The organism is Caballeronia sp. M23-90 (genome assembly GCF_053574605.1).
This window is the reverse complement of the sequence record NZ_JBSIPA010000512.1, coordinates 1-4460: the sequence shown is the minus strand read 5'-3', so window position 1 is coordinate 4460 and position 4460 is coordinate 1. Positions and strand designations below refer to the sequence as shown.

Genomic DNA, 4460 nt, shown 5'->3' with positions numbered 1-4460 from the left:
TCCGCCTCCAGTTCTTGTATGGAACGCGATACCGCCGGCTGCGATCGCCCGAGCAAGCGCCCGGCAGCGGTGACGCTTCCGGCGGACATGACTGCGGCAAAGGCTTCGAGTTGGCGAATTTCCATGGCCGGCGGAATGGGTATCAGTGAATGCAGAAAACACATTCTTGCGCCGCGACCATGCGAAATGCAAATGATCAAAAATTATATTGATAGATAAAAGCGCGAAGCAGGGACCCTTTCTCATCCGGACGCCCGGCCGCGCGCCTGTGCAGTCTTCAAATCGTGGCAGTTTTCGTGCGCGTCGGTGCGGCTTTGTCGAGGAAAGAAAAGAATGCGTCCGCTGCATATCCCGCGAGGAAGGCGACCGCGAGCGGTGACGCGGAACCCACTTGTGTCTTCCAGACGCTGCCAAACAGTCCGATCACAGAGCCCACAATCAGCGCGATGATGAGCCGGGTTCGATTTGAATAACGCGCATTTGCGGGGTCGAATGTCCTGGAACTGATTTGCGCCGCCGATTCGCGCAGGATGTAAGCGAGCGCGCCAAGCACTGCGTAAAGCACCGGGAGTAGATATGACGTTACCGCGCCCCAGAAGATATCGCTGGTGCGCTCCGCGTTTTGCGCCATCGCGCGAATGTCCTGATACACGGCAAGTTTGCGCATGCCGTCGTCGACCGCGTCTTCCGGGCCTATCGCTTTTGGCGGTATCGAAATCTGGGTTCCGGCGTCTGTCGGTTCGAGCAGGATTGGAAGCAATAGCTCCAGGTTCTCACGCTGCGTAGGCCCGCTCAGCATCCACGGCGATCCATATACGTTGTCCGATCCATGTCCCGTAAGCCGGATCAGCCAAAGCGTTTCTGCGTAAAGCTGACGATTATTCCGCGAGAAATCCTGGAGGGTCTCTTTAAGCAGTCGCGCCGCCGGGGTCTGCGACAAACCCAGGTCGGTTATTTCCCACGAATCTGACGCAGGAGCAGGTGCCGCCGCGGCATCCGACGCCTGGGTTGATCCGGACGCAATCCTGATCAGGTCTCCGTTTTTCAGGGAGGGCGCGACTCCCGTTCTGGTTTTTTCGGCGCTTGCGGATGCGACCGGCGCCGAAGCTCCCTGCGCCGCTTTGGCCTTGATGATGGCGATCCGGTAGTCCTGCAACTGATCGTGAATGAGCAGGGCGTTTTTATCGTTTTGGTCGATCAGCGATTTACCTTTCACCGAGAGATCCGAGCCCGTGAAGCAAAGCATGGATACAGGCACGATGAAAATCACCAGCCAAAGCGTCAGCCGGGAATAGAACCTTGCGATCTTCTTGGCATCGGAGATCGTTCCTGACGCGAGCGTTTCCAGCGAACACGGCTGGATGGCTTTGGCGATAGACGTTTTCGCAGCGTACAGGTCCTTTTCAATGTCAGGTGTCCATTTGCCTCGTGCAAAAGCTTCACGGGCAACCGCGATCGCCCTTATGGACTCGGGCGGAAGTTCGATAGCTTTATCCGCCGCATAGTCCAGCATCTTCTCGCAATCCTCGAGGAGCCTGGGAATATGGCTACCGGCGAAATTCCAGCATCCTTGCCGTTGTGGACATACAGCATCGTTGGCGGTGGTATCGCACATGGTCGGCTCCGGGCGGATAAAAGAATGTTTGTTTCTGAGTTTCCTTGTCTAGCGCAAACGATTGGCAGGGAGATGGATTGAAATTTTTTATGTGCCTTGGCGAACACACGTTACGTACGTGATGGCGCGCCGAGTCTTGGCGAAGCGATGTGCAACGCGTGGAATTCAATGCAGTAATCGCGCCGCGTTCTGTTGTGCACGGCCTGGTGTGGTTCGTAATGTAAGCGCCCAAAACACCAGCGCAACAGCGCTTGCCGCAAAGCCAAGCGCACATACGCCGCTCCACCCGTCTCTTGCATAAACCCAAGTCGATAACACCGCGCCGAGCCCGCTGCCAACAGAATAAAACAGCATGTAGCAGCCAACCAGCCGTCCGTGCGCTTCGGGCCGGGTGCTGAAGATCATGCTCTGGTTGATCACGTGGATGGCTTGTCCGCCCATATCGAGCAGGACGATGCCGGCAATCAGAAGCGCAATGCCATGCGGCATGAAGCCGATGGGAATCCAGCACGCCAGCATGCACACCAGCGCGACACCTGTTGTCCATTGCCCGAGTCCGCGGTCTGCGAGATGGCCCGCACGCGCGGCCGCAAGCGCGCCGATCGCACCGACCAGACCGAACGCGCCGATTTGTGTATGCGACATCGAGAAAGGCGGCGCACTCAGGGGCAAGACCAACGCGCTCCAGAAGATGCTGAAGGCCGCGAACATCAGCAGTCCGATCATGCCGCGGACCTGCAGCACACGCTCCTCGGCAAGCAGCGTGAACATGGAGCGCAACAGCTTCCGATAGGTGAGCGTCACCGGCTGAACATGCGGCAACGGCAACGCACGGGACAGCACGATCAACATGATTGCCGCCAGCACGCTCGACAGGAAATACACCCAGCGCCAGCCGGCGATGTCCGTCACCACGCCCGCCAAAGAACGCGCCATGAGCAAACCGACCACCACGCCGCTTTGCGTTGCGCCCACGACTCTTCCGCGTTCCGATTCGTGCGCGAGCGTCGTGGAGTATGCAATCAGCCCTTGCGTCATCGCGGTGCCCGCCATGCCCACGCCGACCATGCCGATCAGCAACAAAACCGGCGACACAGCAAGTCCGACGACGATCAACGCCACTGCGAGAAACACGAGCTGCGCGCAGATCAGGCGTTTGCGATTCACGAGGTCTCCAAGCGGCACGACCAGCAACAAGGCAAGAGCGCACCCAACTTGAGTTGCAGTGATCACGCCGCCGACCACTGCGTGACTGATACGGAAGTCTGCTGCAATCGCATCCAGCAACGGTTGTGCGTAATACACGTTCGCGACACTCGCAGCGCAACAGACTGCGAGCAACAACACCAACGGGGCCGACACACGAAGCGGTATGCGTTGTGCGCTTGCTGGATTCATCGGTCATTCCTCCGGTCGTCAAATCTAGTTGCGAATTAAAACTGGTTTGAGTGTAAATGAAACCTGTTTTAAAATGCAACTAGTTTGAGCGACGCGTACAAGCGATCGTTTTTTCGAAAGCAACGATGGAGGTGGTGCAATGGCTCGAAGCAAAGGCCTCTCGGATTCATCGTGCCCGGTGGCGCGGGCACTCGACGTTGTCGGTGACCGCTGGTCGATGCTGATCATTCGCGACGCATTCGATGGCGTTCGCCGGTTTGGAGCGTTCCAGGAAAGCCTTCTTATCGCGCGGAACATCTTGACGGACCGGCTCAAGCAGCTTGTCGAGTCGGGCGTGCTGGATTGCGTTCCGGCATCGGATGGATCGGCTTATTGGGAATATGTGCTGACGCCCAGAGGCAAGGCGTTGTTCCCGGTGATCGTCACGTTGCGGCAGTGGGGCGAAGGGAATCTGTTCGAACGGGGAGAGAAACACTCGGTGCTCATCGACAGAACGAACGGAAAGCCGGTTCCCGCGCTCGCGTTGAAAAACGCGGGCGGGAAAGCGCTGGCGATGGAGGAGACGTTTGTGAAGAAGGTAGGGGAACGGTGACGTTTTGCTAGATGCTTCCCCGGCAATGCCGGAGAAGCATCTAGCATCAAACCGCCAGGCACAAATTCGGTGTATTGCCGTGTCAAGGCCCCGACGACGCTTCGAAGGAATCGCCCTGATCATTCTGGCGCGCCAGGCGCGCGCGCAATACGTCGATCTGATCGAGCAGATCAAGCGCGAGCGCGACACCTTGAGCATTCAGTTCCAGATCCCGTGTGAGCCGTTGCGCGGTGACAGCGCGTCGCAGCGAGGCGCCACTGAACCGCCATTCCTCGATGCGCGCGCCCCGAGGTTCGAACGCGCCCTCGTTCACCCACAGCGTGAACTGCTCTTCGGACGCACCCGTGACGCGGCACAGTTCGATCAGCGTGAACTCGACGTGTTCCTCGACAACCTCGCCCTGCAGATAGACCGGATCGTTTTCGTTCATGATGGGTCACCCATAAAAATTCGCGCGTGGGTCGAACTCGAACGCCTCGCGCAAGGCGTTGTAGGCGGCTTTCTTGGCATCGGTATCGGCGCGGGGCAGGACGATGCCGAGCACCACATAAAGGTCGCCGGCCGGGTTGCCGGGGATGCCTCGGCCCCTGAGCCTCAGGCGCCGTCCCGCCGCGGACCCGGCCGCGACGTTCATGGTCACCTGACCGGAAGGCGTCGGTACGACGACCTCCGCGCCCAGCGCGGCTTCCCACGGCGCCACGGGAAGATCGAGCGTCACGTCGCGGCCATCGACTCGATACCGCTTGTGTTCCTCGAGCGTGACTTCCAGATACAAGTCGGCCGGCGGCACCCGGAACGCTCCCGCGGGCGGCTAGATCGGGAGAGCGGCGGGGAGGGGAAGAGTGGAGGATAGGG

The 4460-nt window shown here is 59.3% G+C and carries 6 protein-coding genes; 1 reads left to right on the top strand and 5 read right to left on the bottom strand.

The features are described 5' to 3' along the window. The 3 genes from ACRXB1_RS31325 to ACRXB1_RS31315 all read right to left on the bottom strand — a co-directional run. Positions 1 to 125: LysR family transcriptional regulator (locus tag ACRXB1_RS31325; protein WP_449494252.1), on the bottom strand; the 125-nt coding region annotated here is incomplete at its 3' end. A gap of 152 nt (positions 126 to 277) precedes the next feature. Then, positions 278 to 1615: a hypothetical protein gene (locus tag ACRXB1_RS31320; protein WP_449494251.1), complete on the bottom strand. Its 1338-nt coding sequence runs from the start codon at positions 1613 to 1615 to the stop codon at positions 278 to 280. Positions 1616 to 1780: 165 nt separating this feature from the next. Further along, positions 1781 to 3013 carry an MFS transporter gene (locus tag ACRXB1_RS31315; protein ID WP_449494250.1) on the bottom strand — a complete coding sequence of 411 codons (1233 nt, stop codon included), beginning with the start codon at positions 3011 to 3013 and terminating at the stop codon, positions 1781 to 1783. Positions 3014 to 3152: 139 nt separating this feature from the next. Here ACRXB1_RS31315 and ACRXB1_RS31310 point away from each other — a divergent pair, with 139 nt between their 5' ends. Continuing rightward, the gene (locus tag ACRXB1_RS31310) at positions 3153 to 3605 is read left to right on the top strand and encodes a winged helix-turn-helix transcriptional regulator (protein ID WP_075360179.1); all 453 of its coding nucleotides are present in this window, start codon (positions 3153 to 3155) and stop codon (positions 3603 to 3605) included. An 82-nt stretch (positions 3606 to 3687) separates the two neighbouring features. On the opposite strand, the gene ACRXB1_RS31305 is transcribed toward ACRXB1_RS31310, so the two are convergent. Both ACRXB1_RS31305 and ACRXB1_RS31300 read right to left on the bottom strand, forming a co-directional pair. Then, entirely contained in the window at positions 3688 to 4035 is a 348-nt protein-coding gene (locus ACRXB1_RS31305) for a chaperone modulator CbpM (protein ID WP_174364262.1), read from the bottom strand. Between the two features lie 6 nt (positions 4036 to 4041). Continuing rightward, on the bottom strand, positions 4042 to 4395 hold the full coding sequence (locus ACRXB1_RS31300) for a DnaJ C-terminal domain-containing protein (RefSeq protein ID WP_449494249.1): 354 nt from the start codon (positions 4393 to 4395) through the stop codon (positions 4042 to 4044). Positions 4396 to 4460 lie beyond the last annotated feature (65 nt).

Excerpts from the sequence above, each read along its gene's own strand:
- ACRXB1_RS31320 (WP_449494251.1), bottom strand. The coding sequence starts at position 1,615 with ATGTGCGATACCACCGCCAACGATGCTGTATGTCCACAACGGCAAGGA.
- ACRXB1_RS31315 (WP_449494250.1), bottom strand. The coding sequence starts at position 3,013 with ATGAATCCAGCAAGCGCACAACGCATACCGCTTCGTGTGTCGGCCCCG.
- ACRXB1_RS31310 (WP_075360179.1), top strand. The coding sequence starts at position 3,153 with ATGGCTCGAAGCAAAGGCCTCTCGGATTCATCGTGCCCGGTGGCGCGG.
- ACRXB1_RS31305 (WP_174364262.1), bottom strand. The coding sequence starts at position 4,035 with ATGAACGAAAACGATCCGGTCTATCTGCAGGGCGAGGTTGTCGAGGAA.